Annotated in this window: 9 protein-coding genes and 6 pseudogenes; 9 read left to right on the forward strand and 6 right to left on the reverse strand. The window is 71.1% G+C overall.

Features of this window, described 5'->3' with window-relative positions; translation table 11 throughout:
* Positions 1-902 precede the first annotated feature (902 nt).
* On the reverse strand, positions 903-3800 hold the full coding sequence (locus ACH4E7_RS33575; protein ID WP_396252935.1) for an AAA family ATPase: 2898 nt from the start codon (positions 3798-3800) through the stop codon (positions 903-905).
* A 408-nt stretch (positions 3801-4208) separates the two neighbouring features.
* Between ACH4E7_RS33575 and glsA the strand changes: the two genes are divergently transcribed.
* Positions 4209-5888, forward strand: coding sequence for a glutaminase A (glsA, locus tag ACH4E7_RS33580; protein WP_396252936.1), 1680 nt, complete (start codon positions 4209-4211; stop codon positions 5886-5888).
* A gap of 88 nt (positions 5889-5976) precedes the next feature.
* Complete coding sequence (gene glnII, locus ACH4E7_RS33585; RefSeq protein WP_396252937.1) at positions 5977-6996, forward strand: glutamine synthetase; 1020 nt, start codon at positions 5977-5979, stop codon at positions 6994-6996.
* Here glnII and ACH4E7_RS33590 read toward each other — a convergent pair.
* Positions 6930-8603 (reverse strand): annotated as a pseudogene (locus ACH4E7_RS33590) (IS1380 family transposase). The gene glnII and the pseudogene ACH4E7_RS33590 overlap by 67 nt on opposite strands.
* A gap of 597 nt (positions 8604-9200) precedes the next feature.
* On the opposite strand from ACH4E7_RS33590, the pseudogene ACH4E7_RS33595 reads away from it, so the two are divergent.
* A pseudogene (locus ACH4E7_RS33595) lies at positions 9201-9320 on the forward strand (IS701 family transposase); the annotation flags it as partial.
* A 77-nt stretch (positions 9321-9397) separates the two neighbouring features.
* Here the strand turns inward: ACH4E7_RS33595 and ACH4E7_RS33600 are convergent.
* Both ACH4E7_RS33600 and ACH4E7_RS33605 read right to left on the reverse strand, forming a co-directional pair.
* A pseudogene (locus tag ACH4E7_RS33600) lies at positions 9398-9778 on the reverse strand (IS30 family transposase); the annotation flags it as partial.
* 29 nt (positions 9779-9807) lie between these two features.
* Positions 9808-9969, reverse strand: a pseudogene (locus ACH4E7_RS33605) (DDE-type integrase/transposase/recombinase); the annotation flags it as partial.
* Positions 9970-10273: 304 nt separating this feature from the next.
* Between ACH4E7_RS33605 and ACH4E7_RS33610 the strand changes: the two are divergent.
* The 6 genes and pseudogenes from ACH4E7_RS33610 to ACH4E7_RS33635 all read left to right on the forward strand — a co-directional run.
* Complete coding sequence (locus ACH4E7_RS33610) at positions 10274-10414, forward strand: hypothetical protein (protein WP_396252938.1); 141 nt, start codon at positions 10274-10276, stop codon at positions 10412-10414.
* A gap of 226 nt (positions 10415-10640) precedes the next feature.
* Positions 10641-11447, forward strand: coding sequence for a hypothetical protein (locus ACH4E7_RS33615; RefSeq protein WP_396252939.1), 807 nt, complete (start codon positions 10641-10643; stop codon positions 11445-11447).
* Between the two features lie 116 nt (positions 11448-11563).
* Positions 11564-13744 (forward strand): NHLP family bacteriocin export ABC transporter peptidase/permease/ATPase subunit, encoded by a 2181-nt coding sequence (locus tag ACH4E7_RS33620; RefSeq protein WP_396252940.1) that lies wholly within the window; start codon positions 11564-11566, stop codon positions 13742-13744.
* A 49-nt stretch (positions 13745-13793) separates the two neighbouring features.
* Positions 13794-16604: an NHLP bacteriocin export ABC transporter permease/ATPase subunit gene (locus ACH4E7_RS33625; RefSeq protein WP_396253013.1), complete on the forward strand. Its 2811-nt coding sequence runs from the start codon at positions 13794-13796 to the stop codon at positions 16602-16604.
* 377 nt (positions 16605-16981) lie between these two features.
* On the forward strand, positions 16982-17680 hold the full coding sequence (locus ACH4E7_RS33630) for a DUF1062 domain-containing protein (RefSeq protein ID WP_396252941.1): 699 nt from the start codon (positions 16982-16984) through the stop codon (positions 17678-17680).
* 53 nt (positions 17681-17733) lie between these two features.
* Positions 17734-18159 (forward strand): annotated as a pseudogene (locus tag ACH4E7_RS33635) (transposase); the annotation flags it as partial.
* Positions 18160-18561: 402 nt separating this feature from the next.
* Here ACH4E7_RS33635 and ACH4E7_RS33640 read toward each other — a convergent pair.
* Positions 18562-19205 (reverse strand): annotated as a pseudogene (locus ACH4E7_RS33640) (response regulator).
* The gene (locus ACH4E7_RS33645) at positions 19196-19954 is read right to left on the reverse strand and encodes a sensor histidine kinase (protein ID WP_396252942.1); all 759 of its coding nucleotides are present in this window, start codon (positions 19952-19954) and stop codon (positions 19196-19198) included. Before ACH4E7_RS33645 ends, ACH4E7_RS33640 begins: the two are co-directional and overlap by 10 nt.
* Positions 19955-20198 lie beyond the last annotated feature (244 nt).

Below are 20198 nucleotides of genomic sequence, written 5' to 3' on the forward strand. Positions count from 1 at the left end.
CATCCGCGGTCGCTCCACCTGGCGGCGCAGTACCGAGACTTCGTGGCGCAGAGCGAGGATCTCAGCGTTGTTCACGGCAGAGGAACGGCCCAACAGAGCCAGCCAGCCCAGCACGCGGCAGAAGATCAAGTAGAACAGTCGCAGACCCACAACCAGCGATCACGCCCAGAACACGCTCGCCCGAAAAAATCGCAGCTCAGCCGCCCTACCGACAGTAAAGACACCCTTCAAGGCGCCGGGCGGCGCGGATGCCTGACGGTCGGGACCGAGGACTTCCCGTTCACGCGCCGCCGTCCGTTCGCTCGCTGCGGCGGCCCTCGGAGGACGACGGCGCGCGTCAGCCCCGCACGGCCGTTGATGGCGAGCCTGCCCTGGGTGTGGCTCCCCAGTGCGTAGGCCGACGAAGCCGTGTTGCCGTGCTCATCGACGGTCCCGGCTGCCCGGGGCCGTACCTGCGGTACCCGCGACTCACCCAACAGGCTGTGCAGGAGGTGCCCGGCCACCTGTTCCAGCGCAGTGTCCTGGGACAGCAGGAACCGAGCCGCCCGGATGCCCTGGCACCGGACTCCCCCAGTCCGGTGCCAGGGCGCCTTTCCGGTGGGTGGCCAAGGGCCTCCCGCAGGGATCCTGCCGGGCACGGTGACGCCGGGCATGCTGCCCCGGCCGTCGACCCCCGGCCGTCAACCGAACGCGAGGGAGCCGCGCGCTGAGCCGGCAGCATCCCCGGGAGAGGTCCTGCCGGTCGTCCCGGGTGGCGCGCCGTCAAGCCGGGCGAGCACTACCCCTATTCGGGCCACCCCGACGTACCGTGCGCGCCGGGCCCTATGGGCGGCCGGTCTTGCCCCGATCGCCGTACGAATCCTGGGTGTTCCCAGGAGCGGCGGCGCCGGGCAGCGGCGCTTTCACGGAGCGGTGTCGGCACCGGTTGCGAGAGCCTCGGCGAGGCCGGACCGGCCGCCGATGCCGAGCTTGCCGTAGGCGTTGGTGAGATGGACCTCCACGGTGCGCAGACCGACGAACAGGTGCTGGGAGATCTCCCGGTTGGTCATGCCTTCGGCGGCCAGGGCGGTCACTCTGCGTTCGGTGGGTGTCAGCGCCTCCAGCCCGTGGAACGTGGGTGTGCGCGGTCGATGACCGGCGGCGCGCAACTCCTCCCGTGCCTGCTCGGCAATGGTGGTCGCACCGCACCTGTGCGCCATGCTGACGGCCTGTTGCAGTTGCTCACGTGCCTCCCCGGTCCGACTGGCCCTCCGCAGGGCGGCGCCGTGGTCGGCCAGGGCCTGGGCATGGCGCAGCCGGGCCTGGGCCGTACTGAGAACCCGCACCGCCTCGCCCAGTAGCTCCCGTCCCTCGGAGCCCCCGGTGGCCACTCCCAGCGCTCGCAGGGCGACACCGGTCATCTCGGCGACGCCCCACTTCCGGGCCAGTCGGAGTTCCTCACTGGCCAGTGCCCGGCCGTGCTCCGGTTGGCCGAGCGCCGTGAGGACCAGTGCCGCCTCGGACCGCCACGGGTAGAAGCCCGGGTTGGTCATTCCCCGGAGGCCGGAACGCTCACCGCAGAGCAGGAAGTCCGCCAGCGCCTGATCGAGCCGGCCCTGAGCGGTCCGCAGCCAGCCTCTGGCGAGCAGCACGTACTCGTTGATCCAGTGCCCGTTCAGCTGGCCGGCCAGGCCGGCCTCGTTCAGCAGCACATCGGCCTCGTCGATCCGTCCCTGGCGGACCAGCGCCTCGAGCAGCGTGGTGACGGCGAAGACGCTGTGGCTCGTGCGGAAGCCGATGCCGATCTCACGCAGTGAGTCCAACGCGGCCTCGGCGTCGGCACGGCACTCCTCCAGCCGGCCGAGCCGGCAGTTCGCGTTGGCGCGCGTGGAGATCGCGTGGGCGTAGCTGAGCACGGAGCCGCGGTCCCGGGCCTCGGCCACGGCCGTGTCCGCGTACGCCAGGGCCTCCTGGGCCTGGCCCGCGCCACCGAGCGCGAAGACCGCATTGTTGTAGACGATGGACTCGTCGTCAGCGGGGGTCATCCCGTCAGCGAGTGCCCGCCGGGCGAGCTCGACGGCCTGGGCCGGGTCCTCGCCGCGCATCGTGGCCCGCAGGCTCAGCAGCGCCGCCAGCGGGCGTTCCGCCGTGCCGCCGCGAGCCTCCGCGAGGTCCAGTGCCCACAGCCGCGAGTGCACGGAAGGGGCGGTCGCAAGTTCACTCAGGCCGGCGTAGATGAAGTCGATCTCCAGCCTGAGCGCGTGCTCGTCGCTGACCCCGCGCAGGGCGGTACTGGTGCGTCCGAGTACGTCGAGCGCCTCGGCGTATTGGTCCGTCGCGAACAGGGCCATCGCCAGTCGCCTGGCGGCCGAGGTGCGCGCATCGGGCTCCTCGGACAGTTCCAGGCTGTGCCGCAGATTGCGTACGGCGGTCGGCACGCAGGAGGCGAGGTCCGCCTCGCCGAGCATGCCCAGCAACGTAGCCCTGGATCGTTCCGTCAACGGCTCACGCAGGGCGCGGCGCAGCGTTGCGACCGCTCGCCGGGGATCACCCCCGTGCAGCGCCTCGGCCGCCGACCTGCGCAGTGTCTCGTTGACCCAGTCCTCGTCAAGTGGACTCGCGCTGTGCAGGAGGTGATCTGCCACCTCGTCCACCGGGGCCCGCTGCGACCACAGCAGCCGCGCAGCCCGGACCCGCAGCTCATGGCGTCGGCTCGGCAGGACCTGATCGGCCAGGACGGACCCGACGACGGGGTGGGCGAAGCCGATCTCGGGCCCGGCGGCCGTCAGCAGCCCAAGCCTGACCAGTCCGTGCAGCGTGTCCGCGACGGCCGGCGCCGGCAACTCGGCAACGCCGGAGACGAGGTCGACCGACGGCGTTCCGCCGAGCACGGCGACCGTCTCGGCCACCGCCACGGCGTGGGAGCCCGCAGCGGCGCCGTCGAGCAGGCTCCGGGCGGCGATCGCGACGTCCGCCGGAGCGAGCGAGGAAAGCCGGGCGGCATCGGCCGCCACCGGCTGGATACCCGCCTGCCGGGCAGTACGCAGCAGAGTTCGGAGCAGAAAGGCATTGCCGCCGGAGGCCGAGCGGCAGGCACGGACGAATTCCTCGTCGGGGGCCTGGCCGAGAAGCCGCGTCACCACTGCGGTGACGGCCGGCTCGTCCAGGTGCCCGAGTACCACGCGCTGCCGGAAGAGTGGCAGCACACCGGCCAGGATCTCCTGCCGCTCACCGCCCGCCTCGCTCGGTTCGACCGTGGCCACGACGGCCACCCGGGACCCGTCCGTGCGCCGGAGCAGGAAGCGCAGCCAGCGCAGTGAGGCACCGTCGGCCCACTGCAGGTCGTCGACGGCGACCAGCAGCCGACCCTGACCGGCGAGGTGGAGGGCCAGCCAGTACAGGCCGTTCATGACGGCGGCCTCGTCGCCGCACCCCGGTGCAGCACCGGCAGCCCCGAGCTGTCGGGGACGGAACACTTCGGCTGCGGCTGTCGCATGACCACGCAACAGGGAAAGGGAGGCGTCGGCGTCGCCCACCTCGTGCTCGAAGAGCTGCCGGACCACGCCGAAGTCGACCGCACTCTCCAACCGGTCCGCCGACGCGCGGACGACTGTCGTTCCCTCCTGGCGCGCCCGGTCGAGCACCGCACGCAGGAGTTCGGTCTTGCCGCTGCCCGGCGCGCCCGGTAGCAGGACCACCGCGGGCCCGGCGAGCAGTCCAGCCAGCGCTTCGGCCTCTCGTTCACGGCCCGCCGGCAGCGTCGTGTGCCCCCGCACGGAGCCGGCGGTCTTTTCCAGGTCGATCGACATCTCCGTACGCACGTGCTTCCTGTGTCCCGGTCCGACTCGAACGGCATGACCGGATCACCGCCGCAGCGGGCGCCGCGGGGACGCCATCCTAACCCCGAGCCGTCAGGAGGCGTCCGGGCGGCAGCCGCGGGAACCGGTCCGGAGCTCTCCGACCGTCCGTCCCTGCCTCACCCGTAACCCGTACCGAAGGGCTCGAACGGCGGCAGCCGAGGTGCTCCCCGGACTCGCTGCCCGGTATCGGCCCTGGTCAGGCTGGCGGACCGAAGAACGGTGGGCCGGAGCACCCCAAAGGTTTGGGCTCTGCGGTCCCAGCGGCTTGTCGCCGGTTCGCCGCGATTGGTGGAGTGAATCCCGCTGACAGCCCGCTCGGAGTTATCCACCGAGGGCGGGTGACGGAGCCTCACGAGGGAGTACACGGACATGGGAGCCAGGACCACTGCCGCTGCCGCGAAGGCGGACATCGGCGACCGGAACGACAGGAGCGACCGGCCGCGCCGCACCGCGATCCGTGCACGTGGGACCGGAGCGGCGGCGTCCGAGGACTTCAGCGACGTGCGCCGGCTGTTCGACTCGTTCAAGAAGGACGCCCTCGGCAACGTGTCCTGGCTGGATGTCATGACCCGGCTTCAGCAGGCGGGCATCGCGCCGGACGACTCGCGTGCCGGGGACTTCTGGGGCGCACCGGAGGACCGAGAGGGCGAGGGACGGCGACTCGACCTCGGGCAGTTCGCCAGACTGTGTCGGAGCAACCACGGGCTGCTGGCCCGTGCCATCACCGGCGAGCTCGTCATTCCGGATTTCCCCTCCTTCGTGGCGGACATCACCGGGATCTACCGGAGCCTGTTGCAGGAGCGCCGCGGCGCGGTCGCGGACTACATCCCGCAGCTGAAGCGCGTGCCCGCTGACCGGTTCGCCATCGCGGTGTGCACCGTGGACGGCCAGCAGTTCGCCGTCGGCGACTCGGACACGGGCTTCTGCGTCCAGTCGGTCTGCAAGCCGATCAACTACTGCCTGACGCTGGAGGAGCACGGTGCCGAGCTGGTCCACCGGTACGTGGGTCGGGAGCCGAGCGGGCGCGGCTTCAACGAGCTGTCGGTCAACGGCGACGGCCTGCCACACAACCCCATGATCAACTCCGGTGCCATCATGAGCTGTTCGCTGCTCAAGCCGTCACTCGACATCGCCGACCGATTCGACTACGTCGCCGACACCTGGCGGCGGCTGTCGGGTGGCAACCCGGTGGGCTTCAACAACGCGGTCTACCTGTCCGAGCGTCAGACCGCCGACCGCAACTTCGCCCTGGGCTACTTCATGCGCGGCGCGTTCCCCGAACGCACCGATCTGATCGAGATCCTGGAGTTCTACTTCCAGTGCTGCTCCGTCGAGGTCAACGCAAGCGGCCTGGCATCCGTTGCCGCCACCCTGGCCAACGGCGGGGTCGTACCGCTCACCGGCGACCGGGTATTCTCCACGGACTCCGTGCAGAAGTGCCTCTCCCTGATGTCCTCGTGCGGCATGTACGACTACTCCGGCGAGTTCGCGTTCACTATCGGCCTGCCGGCAAAGAGCGGCGTCTCGGGTGCCCTCATGCTGGTCATCCCGCAGGTCATGGGCATCGCCATCTGGGCGCCCCGGCTGGACGCGCTGGGCAACTCGGTGCGCGGCATCGAGTTCTGCCGCCAGCTGGTCGACAGGTACAACTTCCACATGTACGACTCCCTGGTCGGAAGCGACCGGGGAGGTAAGCGCGACCCCCGGCTGAAAAAGAATCAGACCGCGATCGACGGCACCATTCGGCTGCTCTGGTCAGCGAGCACCGGCGACCTCGACGGGGTGCGCGCCTCGTTGGCATCCGGCGTCGATGCGCGGTCCTGCGACTACGACGGCCGCACCGCACTCCACCTCGCCTCCTCCGAAGGCCATCTCAACGTCGTCACCTACCTGCTGGAGCAGGGCGCCGACGTCGCCGCCACCGACCGCTGGGGCGGGACGCCGGTCACGGATGCCGAACAGGCCGGCCACGACACCGTCGTGGCGGCGCTGCGGCAGAGCCCTGGCCCCACCCGGGCCGCTTCTGACACCGCGGAGCAGCCCACCTGAGTCGGCGCCCGAAAGGACGCCGGCCGCACCAAAGACCCGAGGCAGCACGCCGCTGCTCTCGTCGCGAAACCGAATGAGAGAAGAACCCGTGAGTTACAAGGTCGAGTACATCTGGATCGACGGCAGCCAGCCGACCGCCAAGCTGAGGTCCAAGACCAAGGTGTTGCCGGATGGCAAGGTGCTGCCGATCTGGGGCTTCGACGGTTCAAGCACCAACCAGGCAGAAGGTCACGCGTCCGACTGCGTCCTGGCCCCGGTGTTCAGCTGCCCCGACCCGCTCCGCGGTGGCGGGGACCTGCTCGTGCTCTGCGAGGTCCTCAGCACCGACATGGAACCGCACCCCTCCAACACCCGGGCCGCCATGGCGCAGACTGCCGTGCGCTTCGCGGACCAGGAACCGCTCTTCGGGATCGAGCAGGAGTACACCTTCTTCGACGGCGCCCGCCCGCTCGGCTTTCCCGCGGGTGGCTACCCGGCCCCGCAAGGCGACTACTACTGCGGCGTTGGTGCAGGCGAGATATTCGGCCGGGAGATCGTCGAGCGGCACCTGGAGTACTGCCTGGCCGCGGGCCTCGGGATCTCCGGGATCAACGCCGAGGTCATGCCCGGCCAGTGGGAGTTCCAGGTGGGCCCGCTGTCGCCGCTGGACGTCGCCGACCAGCTGTGGGTCGCGCGCTGGCTCCTCCACCGGACCGCCGAGGAGTTCGGGGTCTCCGTCAGCCTGGATGCCAAGCCGGCCAAGGGCGACTGGAACGGCGCCGGAGCGCACACGAACTTCTCTACCAGGGCAATGCGCGAGAGCTACGACGCGATCATCACCGCCTGCGACGCGCTCGGACAGGACGACAAGCCGCTCGAGCACATCCGCCACTACGGTCACGGCGTCCAGGAGCGCCTCACCGGCCACCACGAGACCGCACCGTGGAGCAGCTTCAGTTACGGAGTCTCCAACCGCGGGGCCTCGGTGCGGATCCCGTGGCAGGTCGCGCGGGACAAGCAGGGCTACATCGAGGACCGCCGCCCCAACGCCAACGTCGACCCCTACCAGGTCACCCGGCTGATCGTCGACACCTGCTGCACGGCACTCGAGAAGGCCGGCCAGGTCTGACCCGAATCCGCAGGTAGTGACCGGCGGCCAGTCAGTTGATCTCTGTGCTGGCCGCTGGCGTGTGTCCGGCGTGTGTGGGTAGGCCGGAGGCCCGGCTGGCGCGTCGGGTGGGCGGCTTTCCAGGGCGGTGTGGGGGTGCGGGCCCGGTCGGGCGGGTCGGTCAGGTGGCCGGGAGGTGCCGGTGGGCGCGGATCCGGGCGAGCGTGTTGGCGATCAACTCGCTTGCTGGCGGTGAAGTGGAGTTCGTGGCGGCGGGCGGTGACCGTGCAGCGGGCGGCCCGGTGGATCAGCAGGCGCCGCACGGTGGCGATGCGGCGGCGTGCCGTGCCCAGTGGGCTGAGCATCTGCAGCCAGGCGGCGAGGTTGTAGGCCAGCAGCGCGCCCCACATCCACATGCTGTTGACCGCGTGCGAGGCGGAGGGCAGGTGGTTGAGTCCGGCGCCGTGGGCAGTGTCACCAAACAGCTCCTCGACCCGGGCACGGCGGCGGAACTCCCACTCCGCGAGCGCGATCTCCTCGTCCAGGTCCAGCGGCTCGTTGGTGGCGAAGAACTAGTAGGCGTACGCGGTGTCGGCGATGCCGTCCAACACGAGGGCGAGCTGGTCCTTGCCCACCGTGCGCGAGCGGCGCGAGCGCGGGTCCGCGGACAGGTCGGCGGCGTCGTAGCGCACCCGCCGCGCGATCACCCCGGTGCCCTCGGGCCATCCGGTGGGCACGTAGTCCAGCAGCGCGACCTGCGTGCCCGGATAGTCCAGAGCGTCGATCCAGTCGTCCTCGTGCACGGCGGCCACCGCCCGCCACAGCGGTTGGCTGCGCGGCACCCCGAGCCGGAACAGGCATCCGCGGGCGACGATCTTCTCGGCGACCTTGCCCGCGTAGTAGCCCGAGTCGCCCTGGAACAGGACCGGGCCCCTGGCGCCGGCCGCACGCACCGCGTCCACCGCCCGGTCCACCTGGCCCGGTGCGTGGGTGCGGCCGTCCGAGCGGCCGTCCAGTAGGTCGGTGACCAGGACGGTGCCGGCCTGGGCCCAGTGCGCGGCGTGCACCCGCCCGGCGATCTCGCCCTTGTAGGAGCGGATGACCTGTTCCTTGCGGGTCGAGTAGACCTCGTCGTCCTTGGCGTCCAGGTCGATCGTGACCCGCCCGGTCAGGATCCGGGCCCGACCGGCGACCGGTAGTGCGGCCAGCGCGCGGGCGGTGACCTGCGCACACGCCCGCTCCACGCCCTCGCGTCGGGCCTGGTCGAACCGGGCGGCGAGCGTGGCGGCTGTCGTGGACGGCGGAACGGGCGCGGGCAGCAACCCCTCACCGACCCGATCGGCCCGCAGCCGGTCAAAGCCGACCAGGTGGTCCTCGCCGGTCAGCTGCACGGCGGCCAGCGCCAGCGCGAACTCGCCCCCGGACAGGCCCCGGTCACGTGCCTTGACCGGCCCGATCCCCGCCTCCAGGGCCGCGGTGGTGCCCAGTGCCCGGTCCAGCTCGGCCACCAGCAACAGGCCGCCGTTCTCCGTCAGCGACCCGTCCACCCCGCCCACCCGGGCACGCAACCGGCTCCACCGCCGACCGGGCGTGCGGGAGGCGGTACGGCGACGCGATATCGTCTTCACTCGGCAGGTGTCCTTGCAGGTAGAGCGATCAGGCGTAGAGAACCTCGATCATCTCAAACCCGCAGGGACACCTGTCGTCGTATCAGCCGCCGACCTCCGCCACTACCTGCGGATTCGGGTCTGACCGCTCCGCGAGCGGCCGACCGGCCGGTCGCCGAGTCCCACGCGTGGTGCGCGGCTCCGCCAGGAGCCGAGTCCCACGCGTACGTGCTTCCGGGGGCGCTCAGCCGCCGGCGTGCCCCAGCCTGCGCCACCGCGGCTGGATCGCCCCCTCCGTCACCCGCCAGGGCTGGTCTGCCAGGCTACGCTCAGGGCCTGCATGGGCCTGCATGGGCCTGGTGGGCCTGGTGGCAGGGGTAGCAGCTGCTTCCTTCCTTGTAGGTCCACTCCCGGCGGGCATCGGTCAGCCCGCGCCGGCCGGATGTCTCCTCCGGCCGGCTCAGGCATCCTCTGGCGGTGCTGGCGCGCCAGCACTCCTGGCGACCCGTCAGGTCGCAGCAGCCACCCGGCCGGCGCCCTGGGGGGTCAGCGGTCGCGGCTGGTGCCGCTGCGCCGCCCGTCCGCGGTGTGTTCCCCGCGGCCGGTGCGGGCTGTGTCGCCGCTCAGAACGAGCGCGGCCTGGACCACTACCAGGTCCGGCTCTACCGGGCCTGGTACCGGCACATCACCCTGGCCACGGCAGCCCTGGCCTACCTGACCGCCGTCCGGGCCCAAGAGATCCGCCGCTTGATGAGCCACTTCGTCGTCACACCCCGCCGCCACACCAACGAGCACCAGGTGCACTGGTCACGCTTACGGTCGCCGGCTTCGGCCGGCCGCTGGCTGATCAGCACGTCCTCGGTGACGAAGTTCTTGCCGCGCCCTTGGGTCCGGGCCCTGGGCACTCGCAGTGCGCGGCCGGTGCGCAGGCAGGCCGTCAGCTCCCGCTTGAGCCCACCGCAGCCGTGGATGTACAGGGACTGGTAGATCGCTTCGTGGGAGATGCGCATGGTCGCGTCCTCGGGGAAGTCGAGCGGGAGTCTCCGGGCGACCTGTTCAGGGCCCCAGGCCGTCGCCCAGCGCCGGTCCTGGCGCCGGGGCTTGTTCCGCCCCTTCCAGCTCGTCTGCGGCCCGGGCACCGGCACGCCGTCCGGGCCCGCGACCGTGCCCGGCAGCCGATCCTGCACATTCGCTCGAGGTGTTGCGACGATCAGTTGAATCCGCTCTGCGAGCCGCGGCCCGGGTGGAAGATCACCCCCATCACGTTCCCGCCCCGGGCGGCCGCGGCGGCCTCCAGGGCGTCGATGACCAGATCGGCGCGCATGTGCGGGGCCATGGACCAGCCGACCACCCGCCGCGAGCACATGTCGATGACGGAGGCCGCGTAGGCGCCGGGCCGCCTCCGTGCAGGTCGGCCTCCTGACGGTCATGACGCGTGGGCGCTTTCGGTCGTATGTCCAAACCACTTCGGTGGCCGCCGTAATGCCCGTGGACGAGCGTGATCCATAAGCTGACGGTGCCCGGCGCGGTGCCGAACACGTTGGAATACGAGTAGGCCGTTCAACACCGCTGCGGTATCGGGGAGTCGTACACCGTTCCCGAAATTCGGGCATCGGACGATCAGGCCCGATCGGCTCGCCGAACAGGCCGACCCGCATTCATGAGCACCAGGAAAAGAAGGGAAGCACATCATGCCCATCAACTTCGCGCCTCAGGTCGAGACGCTTGACACCCTGCCCCAGGTCGAGGCTTTCGAGACCACGGCCGTCGACGACGACGAGCTGGACGACATCGCCGGCGGTGGCGTCCCCCACTGGGGGTGGCACTACTGAGCCACACGGTCCGCTGACGCTTCGCAAACCGAGTCGCAGGGGCCGGTCTGCCCGTCAGCCTCGTTCCCTGACGTACTGTGCACGAAGAGGCGTCACCGCTGACTGCACGATCAAGATGGATCAGCCTGTCGGTGTGTGAACACGGTCGGCTGGTCGTAGGCCCCGGAGCTCGCGTTCCGGGGCCTGTGGATTCCATTGGCCGATGTGCCGTCGAAGGAATGGTGCCGTGAAGTTTCGGCAGAGGGCGCTCGCCAAGCTGCAGTCGCCCGAAGAGATCGCTGTGCCGGTGCGCTTCGCCCGGCCGCAGGGGTGGCTTGTGCTCACGGTCACCGTGGTCGTGATGTCTGCCGCCGCGTTCTGGGCCGTGACCGGCTCGGTCTCCCCCAGGCTGAGCGCCCCCGGGGTCCTGACCCACCCGGAGGGCAGTTACGTCCTGCAGAGCCCCGTGGCGGGCCAGGTCACCGCCGTCTTCGCCGACGAGGGCGACTGGCTGCCGAGCAACGTGCCGCTGTTGAGCGTGGGCACGGAACAAGAGGTCCAGACCGTAAGGACCGTGGCCGCGGGCCGGGTGACCTCACTGGTCGCCAGGATCGGCACGGTGGTCACCACCGGAGCGGATCTGGCGACCGTGGAACGCATCGACAACTCCGACAGCCCGCTGGTGGCGATGCTGTACGTGCCGGACGGTGGCGGAGCGACGATCCCGGCGGGTTCGGCGGTGGACCTGACCGTCCAGTCGGTGCCCGCGCGGCGCTTCGGCGTGCTGCGCGGGCACGTCCTGACGGTCGGCCGGGTTCCCCAGACGCGCCAGCAGATCGCCGGCTTCCTCGGGAACGGCCAGCTGGGCGAGCGGTTCTCCGCCCAGGACCAACCGGTGGCCGTCATGGTCCAGTTGGACCGCTCGGCCGGGACGAGGTCCGGGTACACGTGGTCGTCCACAAGTGGCCCGCCGTATACGATCGACTCCGCGACGCTGGTCAGCGGGGCCATCCACCTGCCCGCGCAGCATCCGATCGATTGGCTCCTGCCATGACCGGGTGGCAAAGGTCCACAGCCGGCCGCCGGCCGCCCGCCGCGGGGCGCGGGCAGCGCCTGCCTGACCAGCCGGCCGTCGGGCCGCGCCGTGCGGGCCGGTCGACGTACTCACCGATGCACTCACCGATGCCGAAGGGCAGGAAGCCGAAGGCCGTGCGCAGTCCCACCGTGCTGCAGATGGAAGCCGTGGAGTGCGGTGCCGCCTCACTGGCGATGGTGCTCGGCCATTACCGACGCCATGTGCCGCTCGAGGAACTCCGTGTCACCTGCGGGGTCTCCCGCGACGGCTCCCGGGCCAGCAGCCTGCTCAAGGCGGCCCGTGGGTACGGCTTCGACGCCAAGGGCATGCGGATGGAACCGGCGGCGCTGGCGCTGGTACCGGCCCCGGCCATCCTGTTCTGGGAGTTCAACCACTTCGTCGTCTACGACGGGATGGGTCGCCGCTTCGGGCGCCACGGGGTACACATCAACGACCCGGCCCGGGGTCGTCGCTTTGTGTCGTTGGAGGACTTCGACAGCAGCTTCACCGGTGTCGTGCTGACGTTCGCGCCCAACGCCGGCTTCCGCCGGGGCGGTCGCAGGCCGGGGATCAGGGCGGCGCTGCCCGCACGGCTGCGGGGCACCTCGGGCACGATGCTGGCCGCGCTGGTCGCCAGCTTCCTGCTGGTGGTGGTGGGCGCGGCGGTGCCGGCTCTGAGCCGTGCCTACATCGACCTGTTCGTGTTCGGCCATCAGACGTCGCTGTTGCCGGTGATCTTCTCGTCGATGGCCGCCATGGTGGTGCTGACCGGCGTGCTGACCACGCTGCAGCAGGCGAACCTGCTGCGTGGGCGCATCATCTCGTCCACCCTGGGCAGCGCCCGGTTCCTGCGGCATCTGCTGAGGCTGCCGGTGACGTTCTTCGACCAGCGCTACCCGGCCGACCTGGTCCAGCGCCTGCAGTCCAACGACACCGTCGCCGAGACGCTGGCGCGGGACCTCGTCGCCGCCTGTGTGGATGCGGTGGTGGTGATCGTCTACGCGGTGCTGCTGTGGATGTACGATCCGCAGCTGACGGTGATCGGGGTGCTGCTCGCGCTGCTCAACGTGGTGGCGCTGCGTCTGGTGTCCCGTATCCGGAGCAGCGGGGTGGACAAGCTGCGCGCGGACGGTGCCCGGCTGACCAACACCTCGTACAGCGGACTGCGGTTGATCGAGACGATGAAGGCCACCGGTGGCGAGAACGGGTACTTCCGCCGTTGGGCCGGCCAGCACGCGACGACGCTGGTCGGGGAGCAGCGGCTCGGTGTGCCGAGCGCTGCGCTGGCCGTCGTCGCACCCGCCCTCGCGGCGCTGAACAACGCGCTGATCCTGTTGATCGGCGGGCTGCGGGCGGTGGAGGGGCATATCTCGATCGGTCTGCTGGTGGCCTTCCAGGCGCTGGTGACCAGCTTCAGCGCGCCGGTCACCCGGCTGAACGCGGTGGCGGGCCGGGTCCAGGACTTCGCGGCGGATGTCGCCCGGCTGAAGGACGTCGAGGGCTTCCCGGTGGATCCGCGGTGCACGCGGCGCGAACCCGCCGCGACCACGCGCAGACTGATTGGGCATGTGACGCTTCAGCACGTCACCTTCGGCTACAACCTGCTGGACAAACCGCTGCTCAGCGGCTTCTCTCTGTCGGTCGGCCCCGGGCAGCAGGTCGCGCTCGTCGGCGGATCGGGCAGCGGCAAGTCCACCGTGTCCCGGCTGGTGTCGGGTCTGTACCAGCCCTGGGAGGGCGAAATCCGCATCGACGGTCAGCGGTTGGAGGAGATCCCGCGCGCCGCGCTGTCCGCCTCGGTCGCGTTCGTCGATCAGGACGTGTTCCTCTTCGAGGGCACGGTCCGCGACAACGTGGTGCTGTGGGATCCGTCGGTACCGGATGACGCCGTGATCGCCGCCCTCAAGGACGCCGCGATCCATGACGTGGTCGCCCGGCGCCCCGGCGGCATCCACAGCCGGGTGGTGCAGGACGGCCGCAACTTCTCCGGCGGCCAGCGGCAGCGGCTGGAGATAGCCCGGGCCCTGGTCCGCGACCCGAGCGTCCTGGTCCTCGACGAGGTGACCAGTGCTCTGGACGCGGGGACCGAGCAGGAGATCATCGACAACCTGCGGCGGCGCGGCTGCGCCTGTGTGGTGATCGCGCACCGGCTGAGCACGGTGCGCGACAGCGACGAGATCGTGGTCCTGGAGCACGGAAGGGTGTTGGAACGTGGGCGGCACGAGGACCTGGTCGACGCCGGGGGGCGATACGCCGAGTTGGTCAGGGAGCGTTGACGTGGCATCCATTCACCACCCGGTGGCCGATGGCACTGGGCCGGGCGAGATGGTGCTGGGCGCACTGGGCGCACTGGGCACACCGGTCGACTGCGCCACCACGCGCGGCCTGGCCCTGGAAGGGCCCCATGTGCTGTGGCTGGTCGTCGAGGGGGCCATGGACCTGTTCGCGGTCGACGCGGTGCGACAGGGGCGCTGGCACTTCCTCGGCCGGCTCCCGGCGGGCACGCTGCTGCTCGGACCGGCCGACGAGCCGCGGCACACCCTGCGCGGCAGGCCGTTGCATGGCTGTGAGCTGCGCCGGATCTGGCTGGGCGAGCTGTCGCGGCCCGAATTCGCCGACACCTGGTCAGAACGCCCCGGGGGCGGCCTCGGCCTGCTGGAGGACGCGTTCGTCCGCGGTATCGGGCACGGCCTGCGTGTTCTGTTCGAAGCTTCTGCGGGCGGCCGAACGGACCGGGAGCCGGGACAGTTCGCGGCGGGCGCCCATGAACCAGCCGACGAGGGCGTTGCGTGGATGTCGGTGACCCCTGGCAGCCTGCGCTACGACGGCGCGTTCGATGGGCAGAGCACCGGGGGCCTGCTGATCGACGGCGCGGTGTGGCAGCGCCTGGTCGACCAACAGACCCGGTTGCTGTTCGCGCTGGACCGCTGGCTCGAGCGGTCGGAGCGCGCCCATGAGGACCGCGCGGAGGCCGGCATCAAGGCGGGCGAAGCCGTCCGCGCCCAGGCGGACCAGGCGCTGCTGGCCTCCATCGGCACTTCGGGCAAGGCTCCGGCGGATGCCCCCGCGGGATCCGACGACGCGGCGCTGGCCGTCTGCCGGCTGGTCGCCGGCGCGGCCGGTGTCGCAATCACCGCGCCCGCCGACGGCGGTGCGTTCGGCGACCGGCTCGGCGCGGTGCAGCAGATCGCGTCGAGTTCGCGGTTGCGCACCCGGCCGGTCGGGCTCACCGGGCGCTGGTGGCGGGAGAACGCCGGTCCGCTGGTGGGCCGGCGCAGTGGGACCGGCGCCCCGGTGGCGCTGCTGTGGCGGCACGGCAGGTACGAGGCGGTGGACCCGGCCGGCGGAACACGGTCAAGGATCGGCAGGGCGAACGCGGACGAATTCGAGCCGCGGGCCGTGATGTTCTACCGACCGCTGCCGGAACAGCCCCTGTCCGCCTGGCGGTTGCTGCGCTTCGCCCTGCGCGGCACCGGGACGGACCTGCGCAACCTGGTGCTCGGCGGGCTGGTCGCAGTCGTCCTCGGCGCGATGGTGCCCATCGCCACCGGGCGGGTCCTCGGTGACTACGTGCCGAACGCCGAGACCGGCCTCATCGTCCAGACCTGCCTGGCGATCGTGGCCACCGCCGTCGTCGGCGCCGTCTTCATGCTGATGGAGAACATCTCCATCCTGCGCATCGAGGGGCGCATCGAAGCCACCCTGCAACCGGCGGTGTGGGACCGGCTGCTGCGGCTGCCGGCGAGGTTCTTCGCGGAGCGCTCCACCGGGGAGCTGGCCACCGCGGCGATGGGCATCAGCGCCATCCGCCGACTGCTGTCGGGCACCGGCGCGATGATCGTCCAGGCCGTGACGGTCGGCACGGTCAGCCTCGCTCTGCTGCTCTGGTACAGCCTTCCGCTGGCGCTGGTGGCACTCGCCGTGCTGGTCGTCCTCGGCGCCGTGTTCCTCGGGCTGGGGCTGCGGCAGTTGCGGTGGCAGCGCCGGCTGATCGTGCTCAACAACAAGCTCAACAACCAGGCGTTCCAGACCCTGCGTGCACTGCCCAAGCTGCGTGTCGCCGCAGCCGAGAGCTTCGCCTACGCGGCCTGGGCGGGTGAGTTCGCGCGCAGCCGCGAACTGGAGCGGCGGGTCGGCCGGATCAGGAACCTGATCACGGTGTGCGATGTGGTCTGTCTGCCGCTCTGCACACTCGCCATGTTCATGCTGCTCGCCGGGCCGGCCCGCGGGGCGCTATCGCCGAGCGGCTTCCTCACCTTCAACACCGCCGTGACGATGATGCTGACATCGGTGACCCAGCTGACCGGCGCGCTCATCTCGACCGCCTCCGTACTGCCGATGTTCGAGCAGATCAAGCCGGTGCTCGACGAGGCTCCCGAGGTACGCGGGGGCAGCACGGCGCCCGGCGCCCTCAGCGGCGCGATCGAGGCCAAGGCGCTGTCCTTCCGCTACACCGAGGACGGACCGCTGGTGCTCGACGACGTGTCGTTGCGCGCGTCGCCGGGCGAGTTCGTCGCCATCGTCGGCGCCAGCGGCTGCGGCAAGTCGACGCTGCTGCGACTGCTCATCGGCTTCGACCGGCCGGCCCTGGGCAGCGTGCTCTACGACGGCCAGGACCTGGCGACCCTCGACCAGGCGGCGGTGCGCCGCCAGTGCGGCGTTGTCCTGCAAAACGCGCAGCCGTTCGCCGGCTCGATCCTGGACTGCATCCGCGGCACCGGGATGTACTCCCTGGAAGAGGCCTGGGATGCCGCCGAGATGGCAGGGCTGGCCGAGGACGTCAAGCGCATGCCCATGGGCATGCACACCGTGCTCTGCGACAGCGGCGGCACCGTCTCCGGCGGGCAGCGGCAGCGCCTGATGATCGCCCAGGCACTGATCCGCCGCCCACGCATCCTGTTCTTCGACGAGGCCACCAGCGCGCTCGACAACGAGACCCAGCGCGTGGTGATCGACAGCACCCGCACGCTCCGCTGCACCCGGATCGTGATTGCCCACCGGCTGTCCACCGTGCTGGACGCGGACCGGGTGATCGTCATGTCCGAAGGCAGGGTCGTCCAGCAGGGGCCACCCGCCCAACTGCTGGCCGACACCGACGGCTTGTTCCATGAGCTGGTCCGCCGCCAGATCCGGTGAGAAACCCGCCGCAACGGCGGCCGCACCACGATCGCGCGGACCGCCGGACTCAACACGTCGGCCTGCTCCCCGGGCCCGCACTCCTTGCACCGCCACGGCCTTTCCCAAGCCGCGTTCCATGAGATGAGCGTGCGCGACCGCCGGCCGAGAGCACGGGGAAATTCGGTTGCCGCGGGCCGCCGTCTCGATCATGATCGCCCGCATGGACTTTTGATGACTGCCACGTAGTACGTACCTGTCGCGCGATCGACCTCGGAGCCTGACGACCCAGCCCCGGGGCGATGGGTCGCGCCCCTCGTGAGCATCCGTCAGAGAGCGGGAGCCGCCGAGTGAGTTCGGCATGCCCTCCTGCTGAGTCCTGAAAGCACCCAACACACATGAATACCGACCGCAAGGCCCTGTGGGCCGTGCGTCAGTCCGCCCTGCCCACCGTCATCCGGTCCTGCCCGGACTGTCCCGGCATGCGGCACCGCGCCTCGGGAAAGATCCGCGTCAACGCGAACGGCAAGCTGCTCGACGTCTGGCTGCTGCTGAGCTGCGCGACGTGCGACCGGACCTCAAAGGTGCCCGTCCACGAACGCGTCCACGTCTCGACGCTGGAGCCGGCCCGACTGGTGGCGTACGAGATCAACGACCCGGCAGCGGTACGGGAGTTGGTGACGAGCGCGTCGCTCGCGGCGAAGAACCGGTACCGGCTCGACTGGACCGGGACGTGGGAGCTGGAGACCCGGATGCCGCTGTACGCGCTCGACGACCCGAACCCGCTCTCGGTGCAGGTGCGCTTCGAGCTGCCCGCGCCGGTCCGGGTGGAGCGGCTGCTCCAGCTCGGTCTCGGCCTGAGCCGGGCCGAGGTGCGCCGTCTGGTCGCGGACGGGCGGATCCGCCTGCCGTTCGCTCCGGACGTCAAGGCGCACCAGGACTTCGAACTCACCATCCACGGACCCGGTTCCGTCGATGCGGCCAAGCACGCGAAGTCCCTCGATGCGCCCAACGCCGAACGCACCGACCTGGCTCGGATCGGGCTGCCGCCCGCACCCGGCCGGGAGCTCCCAGGCCGGGCCACGGCGCACGCCTAGTACTGCAACGGTGCTTACCGTGACGGTTGTTGGATTTGCTCGTTGGACCGTTCATGGGTGGGGACATATCCGAGGTCGATGCTGGTCGCTGGTCGGATGGGCTGGCCGGGCTGCATGAGCGGTTTGCTCACCGGTTCGCGCGGAGCGAGTCGCGGGAGTCGGCACTGGCCTACATGCGGGGCCTGCTGGCGCCATTGGAACGCAAAAACGGGTGGACGGTCGCCGAGGAAGTCGGCCACGGCGGCCCGGACCGGATCCAGCGGTTGCTGAACCGGATCGACTGGGCCGCCGACGGGGTGCTCGACGACGTGCGCCAGTACGTCGTCGAGCACCTGGCAGATCCGGGCGGCGTGCTGATCGTGGACGACACCGGCTTCCTGAAGAAGGGCGAGCGGTCGGCCGGCGTTCAGCGGCAGTACTCCGGGCTGAAGAACCAGGTCACGCACCTCGCCCTCGCGGGCGCCGTCCTCGCCGACCGGTTGCGCCGCGCTCAGGAGGCAGAACCCCTGCCGGACAACGTGCGGCACCTGCCCCGTCCCTGAGGCCATCGGACAGACGGGCCCCGCCCCTTCAGCGAGCCGATAGACGCCGGCCCTGCCCCGGGGCCCCGTTCCGCACAGGCCGGATCCGTGCCCTGCCACGCGACGGCAACCCTTCGTCGGGCACACGAGCGCGCCGCGGCGTCCGTCGTACGGGCGGCGTCCAGTTGTTCTCCGGCCTCCCGCGGTGGATGCGGTCAGTCTTGAGGCACTTGGACGGCGGCCGGTGGGGCCGCCGCGGAGAGAAGCCGTCGTGATGCGGGGGAGCAGTGGTGTCGGCGTGCGCGCGCAGGCTGGGCGCTGGGTGGTCCGCCTCCTGGGAGGCGGGGCGGGGCCCGAACGTCAGCCTCCGAGGAACCGCAGGACGGCCAGCACCCTGCGGTTGGCGCCGTCGTCCCGAGGCAGCCGCAGTTTGTCGAACACCGCGTTGGCGTGCTTCTCCACCGCGCTCCTGGAGACGAACAACTGCTGGGCGATGGCCGTGTTGGTGCAGCCCTGGCCATCAGCGTCAGCACGGTCCGCTCACGGTCCGTCAGCAGATCGAGATCGTCGGTGTGGCGCGTGCGCGCGAGAAGGCGACGCACCACGTCGGGGTCGAACACCGTGCCACCGCCGTGCACCCGCTCCAGCGCGGACAGGAACTCCTCCACCCTGCCGACCCGGTCCTTCAGCAGGTATCCGACGCCCCGGGTGTCGGCCGCCAGCAGCTCGGCGGCGTACCGCTGTTCGACGTACTGCGACAGCACCAGCACTCCCACCCGCGGGTGCTCGGACCGGATCCGCAGGGCGGCCCGCAACCCCTCGTCGGTGTGGCTCGGCGGCATGCGCACGTCCACCACGGTGACGTCCGGGGGCTCGGCGGCCACCGCGGCCAACAGCGCGTCCGCGTCCCCCACCGCGGCGGTCACCTCATGCCCCTCGTCGGCCAACAGACGGACCGGGCCTTCGCGCAGCAGCGCGGAGTCCTCGGCGATCATCAACCGCATAGCAGCTCCGTCACCACGCACGTGGGGCCGCCCGGCGGGCTGTCCATGGTCAGGTGCCCGTCCAGCGCGGCGATGCGGCGGGCCAGCCCGGCCAGTCCCGGCCCGGCGGGATCGGCGCCGCCTCGTCCGTCGTCGCGCACCGACACCCGCACCACGCCGGTGTCCTGGCCGATCGCCACCTCGATCCGGGTGGCCCCGGCGTGCTTGGCCGCATTGGTGAGGGCCTCGCGCACCGCGAAATAGGCGGCCGTTTCGACGGCAGGGGCCGGCCGCTGCGTCAGGTCGCCGCTGAGGTGCACCGGGATGGGCGAGCGTTCGGCGTCCACGGCCAGCGCCTCGCGCAAGCCCAGCTCGTCCAGTGACGCGGGATACACCCGCCAGGCCACCTGCCGCAGCTCGTCCAGCGCCTGCTCGGCCTCGGTCTGTGCCTGCCGGTACAGCTCCTCGGAGTTCTTGCGGCGGGCCCGTCCGAGCAGCATCGCCACCACGACCAGACGCTGCCGCAGTCCGTCGTGCAGGTCGCGTTCGATGCGGCGCCGCTCGGCGTCCACGGCCGCGACGATCCCGGACCGGGTGGCGGCCAGCTCATCGATCCGGCGGCGCATCCGGGCGAGTTCGTCGGGGCCGAGGAAGCGGTGCACCAGCCTTCGTTCCAGCTCGGCGACGGCAGTCAGTCCGGCTAGGTCGAGAAAGAGCAGCATGAGACAGACGACGAGGAGGTATCCGGCGATCGGCCAGCTCGGGCCCATGCCGTCGGCGTCACGCCCGGCCGACCAGCGAGCCAGCCCGGCGGCAGCCGTCCACGCGCCCGCGCAGCCGAGCAGCGCGAGCTGGCTGCCCGGATCCAGATCGACTCGGGGCCGACACCGTCTCACAGCGAATCGCCGGCCGCACCTATCCAGGCCCGCGCCGTCAGCCCCGGGACCGGCCGATCGGACACCGCGGGCGCGGCGGCTTCGCCCGACGCAGTACGGCCTGAGCCGTCACGTAACC

Source organism: Kitasatospora sp. NPDC018058 (assembly GCF_044327205.1).
In the GTDB taxonomy this organism is placed as follows: Bacteria; Actinomycetota; Actinomycetes; order Streptomycetales; family Streptomycetaceae; genus Kitasatospora.

Excerpts from the sequence above, each read along its gene's own strand:
- ACH4E7_RS33625 (WP_396253013.1), top strand. The coding sequence starts at position 13,794 with ATGGTGCTGGGCGCACTGGGCGCACTGGGCACACCGGTCGACTGCGCC.
- ACH4E7_RS33630 (WP_396252941.1), top strand. The coding sequence starts at position 16,982 with ATGAATACCGACCGCAAGGCCCTGTGGGCCGTGCGTCAGTCCGCCCTG.
- ACH4E7_RS33610 (WP_396252938.1), top strand. The coding sequence starts at position 10,274 with ATGCCCATCAACTTCGCGCCTCAGGTCGAGACGCTTGACACCCTGCCC.
- glsA (WP_396252936.1), top strand. The coding sequence starts at position 4,209 with ATGGGAGCCAGGACCACTGCCGCTGCCGCGAAGGCGGACATCGGCGAC.
- ACH4E7_RS33620 (WP_396252940.1), top strand. The coding sequence starts at position 11,564 with ATGCACTCACCGATGCCGAAGGGCAGGAAGCCGAAGGCCGTGCGCAGT.
- ACH4E7_RS33645 (WP_396252942.1), bottom strand. The coding sequence starts at position 19,954 with ATGGGCCCGAGCTGGCCGATCGCCGGATACCTCCTCGTCGTCTGTCTC.